This window comes from Candidatus Moraniibacteriota bacterium (genome assembly GCA_026396275.1).
GTDB lineage: Bacteria > Patescibacteriota > Minisyncoccia > Moranbacterales > JAPLXC01 > JAPLXC01.
The window spans coordinates 1-1,672 of record JAPLXC010000012.1; the positions used below are offsets into that span (position 1 = coordinate 1).

Below are 1,672 nucleotides of genomic sequence, written 5' to 3' on the forward strand. Positions count from 1 at the left end.
TTAGAAGCAGTGATCGTAATAAAATAGGTCTGTCCCTGAGTGAGACCGCTTAACGTAAATGCCGTCACATTTCCAACATCAACTGAACCTCCATATGATTTTGAACTGGTTCCATAATATACTTTATACCCAGCTAAATCAGACTCAGTATTTGGATCCCACGCCAATTTTATCTGTGCAGCCGATGCAAATTGAGATGACACAAGCGTGAAAAGCAAGATAATAGAGGAAAATACTAATTTGCGGTAAATTGAATTTTTCATAGTAGTAGACACAGCAAGAAAAATGCCATAAAAAAAAGCTTAAATTTTTAAGTTTTGCTGTCAAATCGACTAAATTGCAATGAAGTGGAGTAAAAAGATGGAAATTTTATTTATTGTCCAGTTCTGATTCGATTATAAAAAAGTGGTGCCACCAGACATTTTGTCCTTTTTGGAAAATGGTTTTACAGCGTGCGGCTTGCCCTCCGTAGCCATATATGTTATATTGTTTTTAGGCGCTTGGTGAACCATCATCGACAAAAAATTGTCGATATGAAAAAACCTGAATCCTGTGGGGGCGGTCCTCTGCGGCCGCCTTTTCGGGAGCCCCCAGAGGGGCTCCCCTACTCGCCCTCAAGGTAGTAGCCTCGAAGGGGTCACCTCTTCCGGGTGAAGTCCAGGAAGAGGCGCAGGACCTAAGATGGGTGTTATCCCTTCTTTTTCTGGTTCATTCTCTTTCGCTTTGCCCTTTTTCTCTATGCTTGCCCTGTTAGAGACTTTCTATAACGGGGTGAATGAGCTGTCCCGTTGGAAGGGCGAAGGCCTTCTAACGGGGTTTACTCCAAAAAAGAGGCAAGATTTTTCCACTTTTAATGGGAACCAAATCAGTAAAAAAGAGAAAATTGCTTCCCTTTTTATGGGGATATTGAGATCACTAATTTCAAAATATATTATGAAAACAGTGGGTTATCAATTTTTTAACTTCTGGCATAAAAATTGCTTTGTTATATATTAGCAAGATAATTTAATCGGAGAAACTAAGTATGCAAAAGAAGACGTCAATGTTGTTACTAACTTTATTATTACCTATTTTTTTTATATTTTCTCTTTTTGCACCATCTCTTAGTAATTCAGCCACAATTAGTTATTACTTTGATATAAATAATAGTGGCATTGTGGGTGGTCCATGGGGAATGATCACACTTACAGAAAATGGGCTTTATCAAGTTGATTTTATAGTAGATCCATTTGATAGTGCTTTTTCCACGACATCCAATTTCGGTTTACAAAATTTTGGATTTAATGAATCAACAACTGATGGATCCAGATTGAGTATTATAAATCTTCCTAGTGGGTGGAGTAAGCTATATGGTGAAGACAATTTAGGTGGATATGGTCCTTATGGGAAATTTGATTTGGAAACAGATAGGACCGGTGGTTCTAGACAAGATCCTTTAAGATTTTCTGTCATTGTTAACCCTTTATACCCGTTTACAATTGATATATCTACATTCACCACTGAACTTTCAACTGAAGGTTATTTATTTGCTGGGCATATCGCAGGGTTTACTGCTGCAGGGTCTCCAGAAACTAGCGCAAAGTTTTCAACCACCGGCCATCCGGTTACTACAGTTCCCGAACCCGCTACCATGTTTCTTCTTGGTTCTGGGCTGATTGGATTGGCGGGATTT

2 protein-coding genes are annotated in these 1,672 nt (G+C 38.9%); one reads left to right on the plus strand and one right to left on the minus strand.

What is annotated here, in order from left to right; all coding sequences use genetic code 11:
* A partial coding sequence (locus tag NT136_03250; protein ID MCX6765949.1) for a fibronectin type III domain-containing protein occupies window positions 1-263 on the minus strand: 263 nt, incomplete at its 3' end.
* Window positions 264-1,024: 761 nt separating this feature from the next.
* On the opposite strand from NT136_03250, the gene NT136_03255 reads away from it, so the two are divergent.
* The coding region (locus NT136_03255) for a PEP-CTERM sorting domain-containing protein (protein MCX6765950.1) at window positions 1,025-1,672 on the plus strand (648 nt) is incomplete at its 3' end.